At 41.6% G+C, this 20,188-nt stretch carries 19 protein-coding genes and 2 tRNA genes; 20 read left to right on the top strand and 1 reads right to left on the bottom strand.

Features of this window, described 5'->3' with window-relative positions; genetic code table 11:
* Window position 1 precedes the first annotated feature (1 nt).
* Window positions 2–958: an ABC transporter permease gene (locus P8P68_RS03120; RefSeq protein ID WP_000029114.1), complete on the top strand. Its 957-nt coding sequence runs from the start codon at window positions 2–4 to the stop codon at window positions 956–958.
* 34 nt (window positions 959–992) lie between these two features.
* Here the strand turns inward: P8P68_RS03120 and plsY are convergent, their stop codons facing one another.
* A complete protein-coding gene (gene plsY, locus P8P68_RS03115; RefSeq protein ID WP_008289233.1) occupies window positions 993–1,634 on the bottom strand; it encodes a glycerol-3-phosphate 1-O-acyltransferase PlsY in 642 nt (213 codons plus the stop codon).
* 135 nt (window positions 1,635–1,769) lie between these two features.
* On the opposite strand from plsY, the gene parE reads away from it, so the two are divergent.
* The 19 genes from parE to P8P68_RS03020 all read left to right on the top strand — a co-directional run bounded on the left by parE (window position 1,770) and on the right by P8P68_RS03020 (window position 20,151).
* Window positions 1,770–3,713, top strand: a complete 1,944-nt coding sequence (gene parE, locus P8P68_RS03110) for a DNA topoisomerase IV subunit B (RefSeq protein ID WP_000037269.1) — start codon at window positions 1,770–1,772, stop codon at window positions 3,711–3,713.
* A gap of 12 nt (window positions 3,714–3,725) precedes the next feature.
* Window positions 3,726–4,202, top strand: a complete 477-nt coding sequence (locus P8P68_RS03105) for a hypothetical protein (RefSeq protein WP_000378451.1) — start codon at window positions 3,726–3,728, stop codon at window positions 4,200–4,202.
* A 401-nt stretch (window positions 4,203–4,603) separates the two neighbouring features.
* Window positions 4,604–5,116 carry a hypothetical protein gene (locus tag P8P68_RS03100; RefSeq protein WP_278276295.1) on the top strand — a complete coding sequence of 171 codons (513 nt, stop codon included), beginning with the start codon at window positions 4,604–4,606 and terminating at the stop codon, window positions 5,114–5,116.
* The gene (locus P8P68_RS03095) at window positions 5,106–5,960 is read left to right on the top strand and encodes an aminoglycoside 6-adenylyltransferase (protein ID WP_000794837.1); all 855 of its coding nucleotides are present in this window, start codon (window positions 5,106–5,108) and stop codon (window positions 5,958–5,960) included. The genes P8P68_RS03100 and P8P68_RS03095 overlap by 11 nt, the downstream gene beginning before the upstream one ends.
* 241 nt (window positions 5,961–6,201) lie before the next feature.
* Window positions 6,202–8,682: a DNA topoisomerase IV subunit A gene (gene parC / locus P8P68_RS03090; protein ID WP_278276140.1), complete on the top strand. Its 2,481-nt coding sequence runs from the start codon at window positions 6,202–6,204 to the stop codon at window positions 8,680–8,682.
* A 131-nt stretch (window positions 8,683–8,813) separates the two neighbouring features.
* On the top strand, window positions 8,814–9,836 hold the full coding sequence (locus P8P68_RS03085) for a branched-chain amino acid aminotransferase (RefSeq protein WP_278276139.1): 1,023 nt from the start codon (window positions 8,814–8,816) through the stop codon (window positions 9,834–9,836).
* Window positions 9,837–9,948: 112 nt separating this feature from the next.
* On the top strand, window positions 9,949–10,179 hold the full coding sequence (locus P8P68_RS03080; RefSeq protein WP_000037105.1) for a DUF2969 domain-containing protein: 231 nt from the start codon (window positions 9,949–9,951) through the stop codon (window positions 10,177–10,179).
* 49 nt (window positions 10,180–10,228) lie between these two features.
* Window positions 10,229–10,309, top strand: a tRNA-Tyr gene (locus P8P68_RS03075).
* A gap of 8 nt (window positions 10,310–10,317) precedes the next feature.
* A tRNA-Gln gene (locus tag P8P68_RS03070) sits at window positions 10,318–10,389 on the top strand.
* A 164-nt stretch (window positions 10,390–10,553) separates the two neighbouring features.
* Entirely contained in the window at window positions 10,554–11,756 is a 1,203-nt protein-coding gene (gene rpsA, locus P8P68_RS03065; RefSeq protein WP_001001617.1) for a 30S ribosomal protein S1, read from the top strand.
* Between the two features lie 82 nt (window positions 11,757–11,838).
* Window positions 11,839–12,336: a GAF domain-containing protein gene (locus tag P8P68_RS03060; RefSeq protein ID WP_000887137.1), complete on the top strand. Its 498-nt coding sequence runs from the start codon at window positions 11,839–11,841 to the stop codon at window positions 12,334–12,336.
* Window positions 12,336–13,994, top strand: a complete 1,659-nt coding sequence (gene dnaX, locus P8P68_RS03055) for a DNA polymerase III subunit gamma/tau (RefSeq protein WP_000283848.1) — start codon at window positions 12,336–12,338, stop codon at window positions 13,992–13,994. The genes P8P68_RS03060 and dnaX overlap by 1 nt, the downstream gene beginning before the upstream one ends.
* A gap of 27 nt (window positions 13,995–14,021) precedes the next feature.
* Complete coding sequence (locus P8P68_RS03050) at window positions 14,022–14,216, top strand: DUF3272 family protein (protein WP_000198269.1); 195 nt, start codon at window positions 14,022–14,024, stop codon at window positions 14,214–14,216.
* Between the two features lie 151 nt (window positions 14,217–14,367).
* Complete coding sequence (gene sufC / locus P8P68_RS03045; protein WP_000114489.1) at window positions 14,368–15,138, top strand: Fe-S cluster assembly ATPase SufC; 771 nt, start codon at window positions 14,368–14,370, stop codon at window positions 15,136–15,138.
* 27 nt (window positions 15,139–15,165) lie between these two features.
* The gene (gene sufD, locus P8P68_RS03040; RefSeq protein ID WP_042768928.1) at window positions 15,166–16,428 is read left to right on the top strand and encodes a Fe-S cluster assembly protein SufD; all 1,263 of its coding nucleotides are present in this window, start codon (window positions 15,166–15,168) and stop codon (window positions 16,426–16,428) included.
* A 10-nt stretch (window positions 16,429–16,438) separates the two neighbouring features.
* Window positions 16,439–17,665 carry a cysteine desulfurase gene (locus P8P68_RS03035; RefSeq protein ID WP_000887701.1) on the top strand — a complete coding sequence of 409 codons (1,227 nt, stop codon included), beginning with the start codon at window positions 16,439–16,441 and terminating at the stop codon, window positions 17,663–17,665.
* Entirely contained in the window at window positions 17,652–18,092 is a 441-nt protein-coding gene (sufU, locus tag P8P68_RS03030; protein ID WP_278276138.1) for a Fe-S cluster assembly sulfur transfer protein SufU, read from the top strand. Before P8P68_RS03035 ends, sufU begins: the two co-directional genes overlap by 14 nt.
* A gap of 57 nt (window positions 18,093–18,149) precedes the next feature.
* A complete protein-coding gene (gene sufB / locus P8P68_RS03025) occupies window positions 18,150–19,562 on the top strand; it encodes a Fe-S cluster assembly protein SufB (protein WP_000797056.1) in 1,413 nt (470 codons plus the stop codon).
* Window positions 19,563–19,581: 19 nt separating this feature from the next.
* Complete coding sequence (locus tag P8P68_RS03020) at window positions 19,582–20,151, top strand: hypothetical protein (RefSeq protein ID WP_070567549.1); 570 nt, start codon at window positions 19,582–19,584, stop codon at window positions 20,149–20,151.
* Window positions 20,152–20,188: the final 37 nt, after the last annotated feature.

Below are 20,188 nucleotides of genomic sequence, written 5' to 3'. Positions count from 1 at the left end.
GATGTCTATTACAACATTACTCACCCTCTTGGTCTCTTCTATGCTGATTTACTCAGCACCACTTATTTTTACGAGTATCGGAGGCGTTTTCTCTGAACGTGCTGGTGTTGTCAATGTCGGTCTTGAAGGAATTATGGTTATGGGGGCCTTTTCTGGGGTTGTCTTTAACCTTGAGTTTGCAGAACAACTTGGAGCAGCTACTCCTTGGATTTCCTTGTTAGTTGCTGGTATCGTGGGAGCTATTTTCTCCCTCATCCATGCAGTCGCTACAGTTCATTTCCGTGCGGACCATGTTGTCAGTGGTACAGTATTGAACTTGATGGCGCCTGCCCTAGCGGTTTTCTTGGTTAAAGTTCTTTATAACAAAGGACAAACGGATAACTTAAGCCAAACTTTTGGACGTTTTGATTTCCCAGTTTTGGCTGATATCCCAGTGATTGGAGATATCTTCTTCAAGTCAACCAGTCTACTAGGTTATATCGCGATTGCCTTCTCTTTCCTTGCTTGGTTTATCCTCTTCAAGACCCGCTTTGGTCTTCGTCTTCGCTCTGTCGGTGAACACCCTCAAGCAGCGGATACCTTGGGGATCAATGTCTACAAAATGAGATATCTTGGGGTTGTTATTTCAGGTTTCCTTGGTGGAATTGGGGGAGCGATTTATGCTCAATCCATTTCAGTTAACTTCTCAGTGACAACTATTGTCGGTCCTGGATTTATCGCTCTTGCGGCAATGATCTTTGGTAAATGGAACCCAATCGGTGCTATGCTTTCTAGTCTCTTCTTCGGACTTTCACAAAGTTTGGCAGTTATCGGTTCTCAATTACCTTTCCTACAAGGAGTGCCAGCGGTTTACCTTCAAATCGCCCCTTATGTCTTGACCATCCTTGTCTTGGCAGCCTTCTTTGGAAAAGCAGTTGCACCTAAGGCAGACGGTATCAACTACATCAAGTCAAAATAAGCATACAAAAAAACGTCAGTTTCAAACTGGCGTTTTATTTTTTTGGATTTTGATGGGTTAGGTTCAATCCCCAAGGGACAAGATTTTCAGTTTTATTTTTGATACGTGTGATATTATCCTTGTGACGAATGATAATCAAGCTAGCAAGTGCTAGGATAATCAAAATGAAGAGAGGGTCATAGCTGTTTAGGATAAAACCAAATAGTGGAAATAGGAGAACTCCGATAACGGCTGCGATAGAAGCAGTAACGCTAGACAGTGAAATCATACTACCTAGATAGAGGCTTCCAAAGAATACGATTGCTAGATAGAGACAGAAGGCAGGCGCAAATCCGAAAACAACTCCAGCGCTAGTTGCGACAGCCTTGCCCCCCTTAAATCCTGCAAAGATAGGGAAAGTATGTCCAATCACAGCCAAAAGTCCAAATACAAGAGGTGATGCACCTTGTAGGTGGAAAAGAATAGGAAGGAGAGTGGCCAAGGTTCCTTTAAAGAAGTCAATCACAAAGGTTGCCATACCCGCTTTCTTACCTAAAATTCGGAAAGTATTGGTTGTTCCGGTGTTTCCAGAGCCGTGTTCACGCAGATTTGTTTGAAAGAAGATTTGTCCAATCCAAAGACCAGACGGAATCGAACCTAGCAAATAAGCTAAAATTAATAATACAAATGTCATCATAGAACTATTATACCATGAAACGGTATAGAAAGTCAGAGAATATCCTGTGAAATTGTGACAGCTGAAAGGGAAAAGCTTTGCAAAATCGCTAGAAAACCTGTAAAATAGAAAAGATGAACAAATAGGAGGTTCCTTGTGTCAAAAAAGGAAATCAATATTAATAACTACAATGATGACGCCATTCAGGTGCTAGAAGGGTTGGATGCGGTCCGTAAACGTCCGGGGATGTATATTGGCTCGACTGACGGTGCTGGTCTCCATCACCTAGTCTGGGAAATTGTGGACAATGCAGTCGATGAAGCCTTGTCTGGATTTGGTGACCGCATTGATGTGACTATCAATAAAGACGGCAGTCTAACCGTTCAAGACCATGGTCGAGGGATGCCGACAGGGATGCACGCCATGGGAATTCCAACTGTTGAAGTTATCTTTACCATTCTCCATGCTGGGGGAAAATTCGGACAAGGTGGTTACAAGACTTCTGGTGGTCTTCACGGAGTTGGTTCTTCTGTAGTCAACGCCCTCTCTAGTTGGCTGGAAGTGGAAATTACGCGTGATGGTGCAGTCTACAAGCAACGTTTTGAAAATGGTGGGAAGCCCGTAACAACTCTTGAAAAGGTTGGAACAGCACCTAAGTCTAAGACAGGTACTAAAGTTACCTTTATGCCGGATGCTAGTATCTTTTCTACGACAGATTTCAAGTACAATACCATTTCAGAGCGTCTTAATGAGTCAGCCTTTCTCTTAAAAAATGTAACCTTGTCATTAACAGACAAACGAACAGATGAATCTATCGAATTCCATTATGAGAACGGGGTACAAGACTTTGTTTCTTACCTCAATGAAGACAAGGAAACCTTGACGCCAGTCCTATACTTTGAAGGCGAAGACAATAGTTTCCAAGTGGAAGTTGCCCTCCAGTACAATGATGGTTTTTCAGATAATATTCTATCCTTTGTCAATAACGTTCGCACGAAAGATGGTGGAACGCATGAGACAGGACTTAAGTCTGCCATTACCAAGGTTATGAATGACTACGCTCGTAAAACGGGACTTCTCAAGGAAAAAGATAAAAACCTTGAGGGTTCAGATTATCGTGAGGGACTTGCAGCCGTTCTTTCTATCCTAGTTCCTGAAGAACACCTCCAGTTTGAAGGTCAGACCAAGGATAAACTAGGGAGTCCTCTGGCTCGTCCTGTTGTAGATGGAATTGTGGCTGATAAGTTGACCTTCTTCCTCATGGAAAATGGAGAACTAGCTTCTAATCTCATTCGCAAGGCTATCAAGGCCCGTGATGCTCGTGAAGCAGCACGTAAGGCGCGTGATGAGAGCCGAAATGGCAAGAAGAATAAGAAAGACAAGGGCTTGCTTTCTGGTAAATTAACGCCAGCCCAGTCTAAAAATCCAGCTAAGAATGAACTCTATCTAGTCGAGGGTGACTCTGCCGGTGGTTCTGCCAAACAAGGTCGTGACCGCAAGTTCCAGGCTATCTTACCTCTTCGTGGTAAGGTGATTAATACAGCCAAGGCTAAGATGGCGGATATCCTCAAAAATGAAGAAATTAATACCATGATTTATACCATTGGTGCGGGTGTGGGTGCAGACTTCTCCATTGAAGATGCCAACTATGACAAGATCATTATCATGACCGATGCGGACACCGATGGTGCCCATATCCAGACCTTGCTCTTGACATTTTTCTATCGTTACATGCGTCCGCTAGTTGAGGCAGGCCATGTCTATATTGCCCTTCCGCCTCTTTACAAGATGTCCAAAGGCAAAGGCAAGAAAGAAGAAGTAGCTTATGCTTGGACAGACGGAGAACTAGAAGAACTCCGCAAACAGTTTGGTAAAGGCGCAACCCTCCAACGCTACAAGGGACTTGGTGAAATGAACGCAGATCAGCTCTGGGAAACAACCATGAATCCAGAAACCCGCACTCTTATCCGTGTCACCATCGAAGACCTAGCACGCGCTGAACGTCGCGTCAATGTCCTCATGGGAGACAAGGTTGAACCACGCCGTAAATGGATTGAAGATAATGTTAAGTTTACGCTGGAGGAAGCGACAGTGTTTTAAGGAGTATGAATAATGGATAGTTCCGGACATTCGATTTTTGGAAGTTATTTGGGTTTGATTTTCTTAGTTTCTTTACCCTCGGCTATTCTTGCATTCTACATCAATAGTCGAAAAAAAAGTTTCCAAGGATTATATGCACCGATTGTATTTACTTTATTTATGATCTTGATGCTTTTATTTAATATGGATTCCTCAGAATCCAGTGCTTTAGTAGCGACTGCTATTATGCTGTTTATTGGTTTTCCTTTGATAGCAGGAGCCTTAGTCTACACACTTATTCGATTGTGTTACGTCTATCCGGAGAAACGGTGGAAGGCTTTTTTGATTTTCCTATCCTATGTTTTAGGCCCCCTATCTGTAGGTATTCTGGGATGGTATGTGGTAAATTTAGTTCAGATCCATCTGTTGACATTCTTGGTAATGATTTTGATGATTCTAGTTTCCTATCTTCCTCCTCTCTATCTCCATTACACCAAACGAAATCAGTAAGACACAGAATACTTTTTGGTAGGGAATAGTGATTAATTGCTTAGATTATGTAAGAGATGGCAAATGGTTTACGATATATAATGAAAAACAATTTCAAACAGCTCTAAGTGATGAAGGAGAGAAATATGAGAACAGAACCCTAAATGCTTGGACTGATTTTAGGAACAGTTAAAACTTTAAAAGTTGACGCTGATAAGAACTCAAGTATCTCCTCTTCAATAATCTGACGGATGACCTCACTCAAGCCCGTTTTTTTCAGGGGGTGGATGCTTCATATTATTACGAAGGGTATAAACTTTACCATACAGGGGAGTTGTAAAGTTCAAGTAAAGGCGACGATCATCTTTTGCATGTAAACAATCGCTAAAACTATTGGAGGTGCTGGATTGATTACGTTATTAATGATGCCTTTTTTCCTTGTTCTCTTGGCCATTTTTGGAATTATATATGATTTAATGAACAATAAAGGTAGAAAAGAGTGTTTTCGTACAGTATCTTTGTTTATATTGAACATCCTCACTATTGGTATCTGTCTATTAGATCTACCAATGGAAAGTAAACCATACTCAGGAATAGGGTTTATCTTATTTTATGCACTTGCCTTCACACCTTTGATGATTGTTTTTTCACTATATACTCTCTATCGGATTGGAAAACATTATAGGTTTTTTAAGAGTAAGTTTGCTATAACACTTCGATTCAATGCTATTTTACTTTTCCTTCTTTCATTAGTAAATACTTTTGTATTATGGAGAAGCTTTCAAATATATCATAGAAACGATATGAATTTGTTATATTTTATTTTAATCGTTTTGGGGATTTGTTCAACTATCCAATTGATCGTAGGAGAGCTTGAGAAGAAAAGAATACGAGGCATCCAAAAACAAGAGGAGCAAGACGGCAATGAAAAATAATTCTATAAAAGATATGTGCAGACAACATAGAAGTGAAGCGCAAATGCTGAGATTAATTTTACAAACCGCAAAAAGTCTAAAAGTCGAGGCTGTCGCCATGTCCGGTTCACGAACTGATACAAAAGCACCAAAAGATGAGTTTCAAGATTATGATGTTGTTTATGTCGTGGACGACTTAGATAATCTAACGAGTAATCTTGCTTGGTTGGACCAGTTTGGAACACGTATCATTGAGCAGCATAATGTTCTAGGTAACCGTCGACTTTATCTCATGCTCTTTGAAGATGGAAATCGGATTGATTTGACCCTCTGTCCTACGGAATATATTCAAGAGTGGGTGGATAGTGAAGCTGATTATACAGTTTTGAAAGATGAGAAAGGCTTGTTTGTGCCCTATTCTCCAAATCCTCAACGTTACTGGACAAACCCAGCTAGTGCGATTGATTTTCAAAAAGCCTGCAATGAATTTTGGTGGGTGTCAGCTTACGTGGTCAAAGGAATCTGTCGCAAGCAAGTCATCTATGCTACTGACCATCTCTATGGGATTTGTCAGCAAGAACTCTTGAAGGTCGTGGCTTGGCAAGTTGCAGCTGATAAGGGGACGATTGATATTGGTAAGAACTATAAATATCTCTTTAACTATCTACCTGCTGAGAAAGAGAAACAATTCTCGAACCTACTTGATTTCTCAAGTTTAGAAAAACTCACTCAGTCTTTATTTGCTACCATGGAACTTTTCCATCAAGAGGCTCATTTCCTTGCTCAAAAAGAGGGATTTGACTATGATATGGAAGTAGCTGAGAAGATGATTGAGTATGCTGAGGAGAGACTTTCAAATCACTAACTAAATGAAGTATATAATTTAAAAGATTAAACTACAGAAAAGATAGTTTAGTTATATATAGTAACTGAACACGGGACTAATTTCTGTAAATTATCCCTTATTCTATAAAAACCACTCTATATTCTTTGAAAGGAGTTGAACACGCCCTAAATACTGTGTGAAAAAGATAAATTCTCTTGTGAGCATCGCTCACTGCAAGAGTTTCCTATTTTCACTTTGCATTTTACGGGCTTAGTATCCTATGTCTAACATTCAAAACATGTCCCTTGAGGATATCATGGGAGAGCGCTTTGGTCGCTACTCCAAATACATCATTCAAGACCGGGCTTTGCCAGATATTCGCGATGGCTTGAAACCGGTTCAGCGTCGTATTCTTTATTCGATGAATAAGGATGGCAATACTTTTGACAAGAGCTACCGTAAGTCTGCCAAGTCTGTCGGTAACATCATGGGGAATTTTCACCCACACGGGGATTATTCTATCTATGATGCCATGGTTCGTATGTCACAGGACTGGAAAAATCGTGAGATTCTAGTCGAAATGCACGGTAATAACGGTTCTATGGACGGAGATCCACCGGCGGCTATGCGTTATACCGAGGCGCGTTTGTCTGAGATTGCTGGTTATCTTCTTCAAGATATCGAAAAGAAGACAGTTCCCTTTGCTTGGAACTTTGACGATACCGAGAAAGAACCAACTGTCTTACCAGCAGCATTTCCAAACCTCTTGGTTAATGGTTCGACTGGTATTTCGGCTGGATATGCCACAGATATTCCACCACATAATTTGGCAGAGGTTATTGATGCGACGGTTTACATGATTGACCACCCAACAGCCAAGGTGGACAAACTCATGGAATTCTTGCCTGGGCCAGACTTCCCTACAGGAGCTATCATCCAAGGGCGTGACGAAATAAAGAAGGCTTATGAAACTGGGAAAGGGCGCGTGGTTGTTCGTTCTAAGACGGAGATTGAAAAGCTAAAAGGCGGTAAGGAGCAAATCGTTATCACTGAGATTCCTTATGAAATCAATAAAGCCAATCTGGTCAAGAAAATCGATGATGTTCGTGTCAATAACAAAGTAGCGGGGATTGCTGAGGTTCGTGATGAGTCTGACCGTGACGGTCTTCGCATTGCTATCGAACTCAAGAAAGACGCTAATACCGAGCTTGTTCTCAACTATCTTTTCAAATACACCGACTTACAAATCAATTACAACTTTAACATGGTAGCGATTGATAATTTCACTCCTCGTCAGGTCGGAATTGTCCCAATTTTGTCTAGCTATATCGCCCACCGTCGTGAAGTGATTCTGGCGCGTTCCCGCTTTGACAAGGAAAAGGCTGAGAAGCGTCTCCATATCGTCGAAGGTTTGATTCGCGTGATTTCGATTTTGGATGAAGTCATTGCCCTTATCCGAGCTTCTGAGAACAAGGCTGACGCTAAGGAAAACCTCAAGGTCAGCTATGAGTTTACTGAAGAGCAGGCTGAAGCTATCGTGACCTTACAACTTTACCGTTTGACCAATACAGACGTGGTTGTCTTGCAGGAAGAAGAAGCAGAATTGCGTGAAAAGATTGCTATGCTTGCGGCTATCATCGGTGATGAACGTACCATGTACAATCTTATGAAGAAAGAACTTCGTGAGGTCAAGAAGAAATTTGCGACACCACGTTTGAGTACTTTAGAAGACACTGCGAAAGCAATCGAGATTGATACAGCTAGTTTGATTGCCGAGGAAGATACCTATGTCAGCGTGACTAAGGCAGGCTATATCAAGCGTACCAGTCCACGTTCCTTTGCAGCATCCACTCTGGAAGAAATTGGCAAACGTGATGATGATCGTCTGATCTTTGTGCAAGCTGCCAAGACAACCCAGCACCTCTTGATGTTCACAACTCTTGGAAATGTCATCTACAGACCAATCCATGAGTTAGCAGATATTCGCTGGAAGGACATCGGAGAGCACCTGAGCCAGACCATTACAAACTTTGAAACTAACGAAGAAATCCTTTATGTAGAAGTAGTGGATCAGTTTGAGGATGCGACAACCTACTTTGCTGCAACTCGTCTTGGTCAAATCAAACGTGTAGAACGCAAAGAATTCTCTCCATGGCGGACCTACAAGTCGAAGTCTGTCAAGTATGCTAAGCTCAAAGACGAGACAGACCAAATTGTAGCAGTGGCTCCGATTAAACTAGATGATGTTCTTTTGATTAGTCAAAACGGTTATGCCCTTCGTTTCAATATCGAAGAGGTTCCGGTTGTTGGTGCCAAGGCGGCAGGTGTCAAGGCTATGAACCTGAAAGTAGATGATGCACTTCAGGCTGCCTTTATCTGTAACACTTCATCCTTCTACCTCTTGACCCAACGTGGTAGCTTGAAACGTGTTTCCATTGAGGAAATTCCAGCGACCAGCCGTGCTAAACGAGGCCTACAAGTCTTGCGTGAGTTGAAAAACAAACCGCACCGAGTCTTCTTGACTGGAGCAGTTGCAGAGCAAGGTTTCGTTGGTGATCTCTTTAGTACAGAAGTAGAAGAAAACGTCCAAACGCTGCTTGTCCAATCTAACAAGGGAACAATCTATGAAAGCCGATTGCAAGACCTCAACTTGTCAGAACGTACTAGCAATGGAAGCTTTATTTCAGACACGATTTCAGATGAAGAAGTTTTCGATGCTTACCTCAAAGAAGTCTTTAAAGAGGATAAAGCGAGTTCGTAAAAAGAATCAGTCCAGAGGGCTGATTTCTTTTGTGTTGAAAAAATTTTCAGAAAATTACAAATAATACTTGAAATTTTACTAGAAAAGTGTAGAATAGAACACATAGTTTGAATAGTATAAAGGAGAAAAACATGACAGTTGCAATTGATTGGGAAAACCTTGGATTTGCTTATATGAAATTACCTTACCGTTATATCGCTCACTACAAAAATGGTCAATGGGATCAAGGAGAATTGACAGAGGATGCAACCTTGCATATTTCAGAGTCTTCTCCAAGTCTCCACTATGGACAGCAAGCATTTGAGGGATTGAAAGCCTATCGTACCAAGGATGACGGTGTTCAACTGTTCCGTCCTGATGAAAATGCTAAGCGTTTGCAACGCACCTGCGACCGTCTTTTGATGCCACAAGTTCCGACAGAAATGTTTGTAGAAGCTTGTAAAGCAGTTGTGCGTGCAAATGAAGAATACGTCCCACCATATGGAACAGGTGGAACCCTTTATCTTCGTCCACTGTTGATTGGTGTTGGGGATATTATTGGGGTTAAACCAGCAGAAGAGTATATTTTCACCATCTTTGCTATGCCAGTTGGAAATTACTTTAAAGGTGGTTTAGTTCCAACAAACTTCTTGATTCAGGATGAATACGACCGTGCAGCTCCAAATGGTACTGGAGCAGCTAAGGTAGGTGGGAACTATGCTGCTAGCCTCCTCCCAGGTAAAATGGCCAAGTCGCGCCAATTTTCAGATGTTATCTACCTAGATCCATCTACACATACAAAGATTGAAGAAGTCGGATCAGCCAACTTCTTTGGAATTACAGAGAACAACGAATTTGTAACGCCATTAAGCCCATCTATCTTACCATCTATTACCAAGTACTCATTGCTTTACTTGGCTGAACACCGCTTGGGCTTGACTCCGATTGAAGGCGATGTTCCAATTGATAATTTGGAGCGTTTTGTAGAGGCAGGTGCTTGTGGAACAGCAGCGGTTATTTCGCCAATTGGAGGCATCCAACATGGCGATGATTTCCATGTTTTCTATAGTGAAACAGAAGTAGGTCCTGTGACACGTAAACTCTATGATGAATTGACTGGTATCCAATTTGGTGATGTAGATGCACCTGAAGGATGGATTGTCAAAGTGGACTAAAAGACATGAAGTAAAGAAGAGCTCCATAGCAGTTGTAATAGCTGAAATGGAGTTTTTTCTTGCTAGTTTTAGCTTTTTCTTGTACAATAGAAAAAGTGAAAAGAGGTACAGTATGAGTAAAAAAGATAAGAAAATTGAAATCCAATTAACGGATGCAAAAGTGACTGTTGGAAAAGACAGCTATGAAGGATACGTTTTGACGATCGGGAAAAAGGTTATTGGGGAAATTGCCGAATTAGATAACCAATTTGCCATCATAAAGAATGGAAATGTCGATAGTTTTTATAAAAAACTTGAAAAAGCTGTGGAAATTTTGATTGAAAACTATAATTTGACAAAATAATACTTGTTTTATTGAAAATTTCATGATATAATAGTTCTCGTTAAACATTGGAGAGATAGCGAAGAGGCTAAACGCGGCGGACTGTAAATCCGCTCCTTCGGGTTCGGGGGTTCGAATCCCTCTCTCTCCATTTATCAATGGGGTATAGCCAAGCGGTAAGGCAAGGGACTTTGACTCCCTCATGCGTTGGTTCGAATCCAGCTACCCCAGTTCTTAGGTAATAAATTCAAGATAAAAAGAAAAATATCTTAGGGTATTTTATTTTTATAATTGAAAGACGTGAACGATATGAACATGTCTTTGCGGGTGCTTAGGAAAAAAATTATAAGTATGTCAAGTTTTTGAAAAAACTTGATTGTTGGAGGATTTTTTAGATGAACGAATTTGAAGATTTGCTAAATAGCGTTAGCCAAGTTGAGCCTGGTGATGTTGTTAGTGCTGAAGTATTGACAGTTGATGCGACTCAAGCTAACGTTGCAATCTCTGGGACTGGTGTTGAAGGTGTCTTGACTCTTCGCGAATTGACAAACGATCGCGATGCAGATATCAATGACTTTGTGAAAGTAGGAGAAGTATTGGATGTTCTTGTACTTCGTCAAGTAGTTGGTAAAGATACTGATACAGTTACATACCTTGTATCTAAAAAACGCCTTGAAGCTCGCAAAGCATGGGACAAACTTGTAGGACGCGAAGAAGAAGTTGTTACTGTTAAAGGAACTCGTGCCGTTAAAGGTGGACTTTCAGTAGAATTTGAAGGTGTTCGTGGATTTATCCCAGCTTCAATGTTGGATACTCGTTTCGTACGTAACACTGAGCGTTTCGTAGGTCAAGAATTTGATGCTAAAATCAAGGAAGTTGATCCTAAAGAAAACCGCTTCATCCTTTCACGTCGTGAAGTTGTTGAAGCAGCTACTGCAGCGGCTCGTGCTGAAGTATTCGGTAAATTGGCTGTTGGTGATGTCGTAACTGGTAAAGTTGCTCGTATCACTAGCTTTGGTGCTTTCATCGACCTTGGTGGTGTTGATGGATTGGTTCACTTGACTGAATTGTCACACGAACGTAACGTATCACCTAAATCAGTTGTAACTGTTGGTGAAGAAATTGAAGTGAAGATCCTTGATCTTAACGAAGAAGAAGGACGCGTATCACTTTCACTTAAAGCAACAACACCTGGACCATGGGATGGCGTTGAGCAAAAATTGGCTAAAGGTGATGTAGTAGAAGGAACAGTTAAACGTTTGACTGACTTCGGTGCATTTGTTGAAGTATTGCCAGGTATCGATGGACTTGTTCACGTATCACAAATTTCACACAAACGTATCGAAAATCCAAAAGAAGCTCTTACTGTTGGTCAAGAAGTTACTGTTAAAGTCCTTGATGTTAACGCTGACGCAGAACGTGTATCACTTTCTATCAAAGCTCTTGAAGAGCGTCCAGCTCAAGAAGAAGGACAAAAAGAAGAAAAACGTGCTGCTCGTCCACGTCGTCCAAAACGTCAAGAAAAACGTGATTTCGAACTTCCAGAAACACAAACAGGATTCTCAATGGCTGACTTGTTCGGTGATATCGAACTTTAATCAAATTGATAATCACAAAATCCTTTGTTTAAAACAAGGGATTTTTCTTTTGTCTCTTTCTCATTTTTGATATAATAGTTCTATGTTAGATTCAGAAAAACAATCACAATATCAATTGTTAAATGAGGAACTCTCTTATTTACTTGAAGGTGAGAGTAATGTTCTTGCCAATCTTTCGAATGCTAGTGCCCTCCTAAAATCTCGCTTTCCCAATACTGTATTTGCAGGATTTTATCTGTTTGATGGTAGCGAGTTGGTTTTAGGACCTTTTCAGGGTGGGGTTTCTTGCATTCGCATCCCGCTTGGAAAAGGCGTGTGTGGAGAAGCTGCTGCGTTTCAAGAGACTGTTTTGGTTGGCGATGTGAGCACCTATCCAAACTACATTTCTTGTGATAGTATGGCCAAGAGTGAAATCGTGGTTCCCATGCTCAAGAATGGTCGATTGCTGGGTGTCTTAGACTTGGATTCTTCACTTATTGATGATTACAATGCCATTGACCGTGATTACTTGGAACAATTTGTCGCTATTTTGCTTGATAAGACAGAATGGGACTTTACGATGTTTGAGGAGAAAGCCTAATGTATCAAGCACTTTATCGAAAATATAGAAGCCAGACTTTTTCACAACTGGTAGGTCAAGAGGTTGTGGCTAAAACCCTAAAACAAGCAGTTGAGCAGGAAAAGATTAGTCACGCTTATCTTTTCTCGGGCCCTCGTGGAACTGGGAAAACCAGTGTAGCCAAGATTTTTGCCAAGGCTATGAACTGTCCAAACCAGGTAGACGGAGAACCATGTAATAACTGTTATATCTGTCAGGCAGTGACAGAAGGTAGCCTAGAAGATGTTATCGAAATGGATGCGGCTTCGAATAACGGAGTCGATGAGATCCGTGAAATTCGTGATAAATCTACTTACGCTCCTAGTTTAGCACGGTATAAGGTCTATATCATAGACGAGGTTCATATGTTGTCTACAGGAGCTTTTAATGCGCTTTTGAAGACCCTTGAAGAACCAACTCAGAATGTTGTCTTTATCTTGGCGACCACCGAATTGCACAAAATTCCAGCAACTATTTTATCGCGTGTCCAACGTTTTGAGTTTAAATCGATTCGAACTCAAGATATCACGGCACATATTCATCATATTTTAGAAAAAGAAAATATTAGTTCTGAACCAGAGGCTGTGGAAATCATTGCTAGACGGGCTGAAGGTGGGATGCGGGATGCCTTGTCTATTCTGGACCAAGCCTTGAGTTTGACGCAAGGGAATGCTTTAACGACAGCTATTTCTGAGGAGATTACAGGCACTATTAGTCTATCAGCTCTAGATGACTATGTGGCCGCTTTGGCCCAACAGGATGTCCCCAAAGCACTCGATTCTTTGAATCTTTTGTTTGAAAATGGCAAGAGCATGACTCGTTTTGTGACGGATCTCTTGCAGTATTTGCGGGATCTACTGGTTGTTCAGACAGGTGGTGAAAATACTCATCATAGTCCAGTTTTTATGGACAATCTAGCTCTTTCTCAGGAAAGTCTCTTTGAAATGATTCGAATAGCGACTGTGAGCTTGGCAGATATGAAAGCTAGTCTACAACCTAAGATTTATGCTGAGATGATGACCATTCGTTTAGCGGAGATTAAGCCTGAATCTGCGGTTTCGGGAACTGTTGAAAGTGAAATTTCTGCACTGAGACAGGAAGTCGCCCGTCTTAAACAAGAACTTGCCAATGTTGAAACAGCTCCTAAACAAGTGGCGCCAGTCCCTAGCCGTCCAGCCACTTCCAAGACAGTCTATCGAGTAGACCGTAATAAGGTTCAGGCTATCCTACAAGAAGCTGTTGAAAATCCTGAATTGGCACGGCAAAACTTGATTAGACTCCAGAATGCATGGGGAGAAGTGATTGAAAGCTTAGCTGGTCCTGATAAGGCTCTTCTTGTTGGTTCTCAACCAGTTGCAGCCAACGAACACCATGCAATTTTAGCTTTTGAGTCTAATTTCAATGCAGGGCAAACCATGAAACGGGATAACCTCAATACCATGTTTGGCAATATTCTCAGCCAGGCGGCTGGATTTTCACCTGAAATCCTGGCAATTTCCCTAGAGGAATGGAAAGAGGTTCGTGCAGCATTTTCAGCTAAAAACAAGTCTTCTCAGGCAGATCAAGAGGTAGAAGAAGAAAGCCTAATTCCAGAGGGATTTGAATTTCTGGCTGATAAAGTCATGGTCGAAGAAGACTAAAAGTGGATTTCATGGTACAATAATCCTATGACTAGACAACAATTTATCGTGATAGCACTATTTACTGCTGCTGAGACTTATTTTTTCAATGAAGCTTGGATGACGGGTCGCTATTTCATGGCAGCCTTTTGGGCCATTCTACTTTTTCGAAATTTTAGGTTAAGTTATGTAATGGGGAAAATAGTAGATGCTATTGATCAGCACCTAAACCGCAAGGATTAGTCACTAGCTTCTAAACAAAATCAAAGCCTTTTAGGCTTTTTTTTGTTATACTAGTAGAGTATATTTATGGACCTTTTCTTTTATTTTTAGAGAAATGTAAGTGATTTCTTTAAGGATAAAGGAAGTAGGCCAGAAAAAGAAAGGAACTATCATGTCAGTATTAGAGATCAAAGATCTTCACGTTGAGATTGAAGGAAAAGAAATTTTGAAAGGGGTCAATCTGACTCTGAAAACAGGAGAAATCGCAGCTATCATGGGACCAAATGGTACTGGTAAATCGACTCTTTCTGCAGCTATCATGGGAAACCCTAACTATGAGGTTACTAAAGGGGAGGTCTTGTTTGATGGTGTAAATATCCTTGAGTTGGAAGTAGACGAGCGTGCGCGTATGGGACTTTTCCTGGCTATGCAATACCCATCTGAAATCCCTGGAATTACCAACGCAGAGTTTCTTCGTGCAGCCATGAATGCTGGTAAAGAAGATGATGAAAAGATTTCAGTTCGTGAGTTCATCACTAAACTAGACGAGAAAATGGAATTGCTCAACATGAAAGAAGAAATGGCAGAGCGTTACCTCAACGAAGGTTTCTCAGGTGGTGAGAAAAAACGTAATGAAATTCTTCAACTCTTGATGTTGGAACCAACTTTTGCTCTCTTGGATGAGATTGACTCAGGTCTTGATATTGACGCCCTTAAAGTTGTGTCTAAAGGTGTCAATGCAATGCGTGGTGAAGGCTTTGGTGCTATGATTATCACTCACTACCAACGTCTCTTGAACTACATCACACCAGACGTGGTCCACGTGATGATGGAAGGTCGTGTTGTCCTTTCTGGTGGTCCAGAATTGGCTGCACGCTTGGAACGTGAAGGATACGCGAAACTAGCTGAAGAACTTGGCTATGACTACAAGGAAGAATTGTAATTCCCTCGTATCTTTTAGGAGAAGTAAATGACTAAAGAGAATATTAAACTTTTTTCAGAAATGCACGCTGAACCAAGCTGGTTGGCTGACCTCCGTCAAAAAGCTTTTGATAAGATTGAGAGTTTAGAATTACCAGTTATTGAGCGTGTCAAATTTCACCGTTGGAATCTGGGAGATGGAACCATCACAGAAAGTGAACCTTCAGCAAATGTTCCTGACTTCACGGCTCTAGATAATCACTTGAAGTTGGTGCAAGTAGGAACGCAGACTGTTTTTGAACAAACTCCAGTTGAATTGGCTGAACAAGGAGTAGTCTTTACAGACTTTCACTCAGCTTTAGAAGAAATTCCAGAACTTATCGAGGAATTCTTCATGTCATCTGTTAAGTATGACGATGACAAGTTGGCAGCTTACCATACAGCTTACTTTAACAGTGGTGCTGTTCTCTACATTCCTGATAACGTTGAGATTACAGAGCCAATTGAAGGAATTTTCTACCAAGACAGTGATAGCGATGTGCCATTTAACAAGCATATTATGATTATCGCTGGTAAAAATTCTAAGATTAGTTATCTTGAACGTCTAGAGTCACGAGGTGAAGGTAGTGCCAAGGCAACTGCTAATATCACGGTTGAAGTGATTGCTCGTTCAGGTGCGCAAGTGAAATTTGCAGCGATTGACCGTTTAGGTGAAAATGTCACTGCCTATATTAGCCGTCGTGGTAAACTAGGCAACGATGCAAGCATTGACTGGGCAATCGGTGTCATGAACGAAGGAAATGTTGTTGCTGATTTTGATAGCGATTTGATTGGAAATGGTAGCCATGCTGACCTTAAAGTCGTAGCTCTTTCAAGTGGCCGTCAGGTTCAAGGGATTGATACTCGAGTGACTAACTATGGTTGCAACTCTATCGGAAATATCCTCCAACATGGGGTTATCCTTGAAAAAGCAACCTTGACCTTCAACGGTATCGGCCACATCATCAAGGGGGCTAAGGGAGCAGATGCGCAACAAGAGAGTCGTGTTCTTATGCTTTCAGATCAGGCTCGTTCAGATGCCAACCCAATTCTTTTGATTGATGAAAATGACGTAACTGCAGGTCACGCGGCTTCTATCGGTCAGGTGGATCCAGAAGATATGTACTACCTCATGAGCCGTGGCTTGGATAAGGCGACTGCTGAGCGTTTGGTTGTTCGTGGTTTCCTTGGCTCCGTAATTGTTGAGATTCCAGTCAAAGAAGTTCGTGACGAAATGATTGCAACTATCGAAGAAAAATTGTCAAAACGCTAAGGGGAAGCCTATGTTAGATGTAGAAGCGATTCGCAAGGATTTTCCAATTTTGGACCAGATTGTCAACGATGAACCTCTGGTCTATCTGGACAATGCTGCGACGACACAAAAACCACTAGCAGTTCTTGAAACGATTAACCGCTACTATGAGCAGGACAATGCCAATGTTCACCGTGGTGTTCATACCTTGGCGGAGCGAGCAACAGCTTCTTATGAAGCTGCTCGTGAAACCATTCGTAAGTTTATCAATGCAGGCTCTACAAAGGAAGTTCTCTTTACCAGAGGAACGACAACCAGTCTTAACTGGGTGGCACGCTTTGCTGAGGAGATTTTGACTGAGGGAGACCAGGTCTTGATTTCTGTCATGGAACACCATTCTAATATCATTCCATGGCAGGAAGCTTGTCGCAAGACTGGGGCAGAGCTTGTCTATGTCTATCTCAAGGATGGAGCTCTGGATATGGATGACTTGCGCGCTAAATTGACGGACAAGGTCAAGTTTGTTTCGCTAGCTCATGCCTCTAATGTCCTTGGTGTGGTCAATCCGATCAAGGAAATCACGAAATTGGCCCACCAAGTTGGAGCTATCATGGTAGTGGATGGTGCTCAATCTACGCCTCATATGAAGATTGATGTCCAGGACTTGGATGTGGACTTCTTCGCCTTTTCAGGTCACAAGATGGCTGGTCCGACTGGCATCGGTGTGCTTTACGGTAAAGAAAAGTATCTGGAACAAATGTCTCCAGTTGAATTTGGCGGTGAGATGATTGATTTCGTCTATGAGCAATCTGCTAGTTGGAAGGAATTGCCTTGGAAATTTGAGGCTGGAACGCCAAATATGGCAGGTGCTATCGGACTTGCTGCAGCAGTTGATTATCTGGAAAAGATTGGTATGGATGCCATTGAAGCTCATGAACAGGAATTGATTGCATACGTCTATCCAAAATTGCAATCCATTGAAGGATTGACCATTTATGGTTCGCAGGACTTGGCTCAACGTTCAGGTGTCATTGCCTTTAACCTAGGTGATCTTCATCCTCATGATCTTGCTACAGCTTTAGATTATGAAGGAGTGGCTGTTCGAGCAGGTCATCATTGCGCTCAACCTTTGCTTCAGTATTTGGATGTCCCAGCAACAGCTCGCGCAAGTTTTTATATCTACAATACCAAGGCAGATTGCGACAAGTTGGTCGATGCCCTACAAAAGACAAAGGAGTTTTTCAATGGCACTTTCTAAACTAGATAGCCTTTATATGGCAGTGGTGGCAGACCATTCGAAAAATCCACATCACCAAGGGAAGCTGGAAGATGCTGAGCAAATCAGCCTCAATAATCCAACCTGTGGGGATGTTATCAACCTCTCTGTCAAGTTTGATGCAGAGGACCGTTTGGAAGATATTGCTTTTCTAAATTCAGGATGCACGATTTCAACTGCTTCTGCTAGTATGATGACAGATGCTGTTTTGGGCAAGACCAAACAAGAAATTTTAGAACTTGCAACTATTTTTTCTGAAATGGTTCAAGGGCAAAAAGATGAGCGTCAAGACCAACTCGGGGATGGTGCCTTCTTGTCAGGTGTTGCCAAATTCCCACAACGGATTAAGTGTGCAACTCTAGCTTGGAATGCCCTTAAGAAAACAATTGAAGATAAAGAAAAACAGTAAGACAAGTTTCTTTTGTCTTACGAATCAGTAGAAATGAAGAATGAAAGAAAGGATATTATGGCTGAAGAAAGAGTAGAACCAAAACCAATTGACCTTGGTGAATATAAATTTGGTTTCCATGACGATGTAGAGCCTGTCCTATCGACAGGAAAAGGATTGAATGAAGAAGTCATTCGCGAATTATCAGCTGCTAAGGGAGAACCTGAGTGGATGTTAGAATTCCGTTTGAAGTCTTATGAAACCTTCAAAAAAATGCCTATGCAAACCTGGGGAGCAGACTTGTCAGAGATTGACTTTGATGACTTGATCTATTACCAAAAACCATCTGATAAACCAGCCCGTTCTTGGGATGATGTACCTGAAAAGATTAAAGAAACCTTTGAACGTATCGGTATTCCAGAAGCTGAACGTGCTTATCTAGCAGGTGCTTCTGCCCAGTACGAGTCAGAAGTGGTTTACCACAACATGAAGGAAGAGTTCCAGAAATTGGGGATTATCTTTACAGATACGGATTCTGCCCTCAAGGAATACCCAGACTTGTTTAAACAATACTTTGCGAAGTTGGTACCACCGACTGATAACAAGTTGGCGGCCCTCAACTCAGCAGTATGGTCGGGTGGAACCTTTATCTACGTGCCAAAAGGTGTCAAGGTAGATATTCCACTTCAAACCTATTTCCGTATCAATAACGAAAATACAGGTCAGTTCGAACGTACCTTGATTATCGTTGATGAGGGAGCAAGTGTCCACTATGTAGAAGGATGTACAGCACCAACATATTCAAGTAATAGCCTGCACGCTGCTATTGTAGAAATTTTCGCTTTGGACGGAGCTTATATGCGTTATACTACTATCCAAAACTGGTCAGATAACGTTTATAACTTGGTAACGAAACGTGCCAAAGCCTTGAAAGATGCGACTGTTGAGTGGATTGATGGAAACTTGGGTGCCAAAACAACCATGAAATACCCATCTGTTTACCTAGATGGAGAAGGGGCCCGTGGTACTATGCTCTCTATCGCCTTTGCTAATGCTGGTCAACACCAAGATACTGGTGCCAAGATGATCCACAACGCACCGCATACAAGCTCGTCTATCGTTTCTAAATCCATCGCTAAAGGCGGAGGGAAGGTTGACTACCGTGGACAAGTAACCTTTAACAAGAACTCTAAGAAATCTGTTTCTCACATCGAGTGTGATACCATTATCATGGATGACTTATCAGCTTCAGATACCATTCCATTTAATGAAATCCACAACTCGCAAGTTGCATTAGAGCACGAAGCCAAGGTATCTAAGATTTCAGAAGAACAACTCTACTACCTCATGAGCCGTGGTTTGTCAGAATCTGAAGCTACCGAGATGATTGTCATGGGATTTGTGGAACCCTTCACAAAAGAACTTCCAATGGAATATGCAGTTGAGCTGAACCGCTTGATTAGCTATGAAATGGAAGGGTCAGTCGGATAAAACCCAAAAGGAGAAGCAAATGGGATTTTTAAAGCGTTTATTTGGAACGATTGAAAAAGTGAATAAGGGAGAAGCCCCGATTGAAGAGTTGGATCAGGCATTTGTTTTTGATCTTGAAGCAGAAGCTGATGATTATTGGCGACAAATGGAACAAAACCTCTTGATAAACGCTGTAAAAGCTGCTGGCGGTCCTGAGGCAGTAGAACGTGCATTTGTTCTTGCTAATTTTAAGGAAAATCAAGAAACCTTTGAGCTCTTTTATCAGGTAAATGGTCAACTTCTTTCATGGAGAGAGATGGATGCGACAGTTGTTGATAAAATCAGCAATCAACTCCTTCCGCAAGCGGCAGAAGTAGCGCGTGCAGTAAATGAAAATTATGAAGAGGCAAATGTACCAGTAATCCAGTACGCTATGCTTCAATTTGAAACTGCAACCATGGCTTGGTTTGGTCGGAAGCTGACAACAGCTTCTCCAGAAGCACAACTGACTTTTGAAGAATTGGTATCTGGTTGGCGCGCTATTCTGGAACAAGAAGTTCCACATCGTCCTTTAGATAGTGACCGTCCGTTCCCTTACTTTGAAGTTTAAAAAATCCCAAATCCCCAAAAACTTTCAATGGGGTATA

The organism is Streptococcus sp. D7B5 (assembly GCF_029691405.1).
In the GTDB taxonomy this organism is placed as follows: domain Bacteria; phylum Bacillota; class Bacilli; order Lactobacillales; family Streptococcaceae; genus Streptococcus.
This window is presented reverse-complemented; position numbering and strand designations above follow the sequence as displayed.